The sequence below is a fragment of the Ensifer sp. LC11 genome (assembly GCF_001695835.1).
Lineage (GTDB): Bacteria > Pseudomonadota > Alphaproteobacteria > Rhizobiales > Rhizobiaceae > Ensifer.
Genome location: NZ_MBSO01000062.1, coordinates 1 through 633 on the forward strand (window position 1 = coordinate 1; position 633 = coordinate 633).

1 protein-coding gene and 1 pseudogene are annotated in these 633 nt (G+C 62.4%); both read right to left on the reverse strand.

The window, feature by feature from the left end:
* A partial coding sequence (locus tag BBX50_RS26810) for an NAD(P)/FAD-dependent oxidoreductase (protein WP_139108852.1) occupies nucleotides 1–485 on the reverse strand: 485 nt, incomplete at its 3' end.
* Nucleotides 486–492: 7 nt separating this feature from the next.
* Nucleotides 493–633, reverse strand: a pseudogene (locus BBX50_RS29560) (electron transfer flavoprotein subunit alpha/FixB family protein); the annotation flags it as partial.

The window sequence follows — 633 nt, forward strand, 5'->3', positions numbered from 1 at the left end:
TCGCCGGTGGCGACACCGATGACGGCACCCTCGTCGTTGTAGAGCACTTCGGTGGCGGCAAAACCCGGATAGATCTCGACGCCGAGCGCTTCCGCATGGCTTGCCAGCCAGCGACAGACGTTGCCGAGCGAGACGATGTAGTTGCCGTGATTGTTCATCAGCGGCGGCATCAGGAAGTTCGGCAGGCGGATCGAGCCGGCCGGGCCCAAGAACAGGAAGTGGTCGTCCTTGAGCTCGGTCTTGAACGGATGGTCAGCCTCCTCGCGCCAGCCCGGCAGCAGCCGGTCGATGCCGATCGGATCGACGACCGCGCCTGAGAGGATATGCGCGCCGACCTCGGCGCCCTTCTCCAGCACCACGACCGACAGCTCCGGATTGACCTGCTTCAGTCGGATTGCGGCCGCAAGACCGGCAGGTCCCGCGCCGACGATCACGACGTCGAACTCCATACTCTCGCGCTCGGAGAGTTCAATCATCTCGAACATGTGCGTTTCAAAGCATTTTTTCGAATTCGGGCAGAGCCTCGAAGAGATCGGCAACCAGGCCGTAGTCGGCGACCTGGAAGATCGGCGCCTCTTCGTCCTTGTTGATCGCGACGATGACCTTGCTGTCCTTCATGCCGGCGAGGTGCTG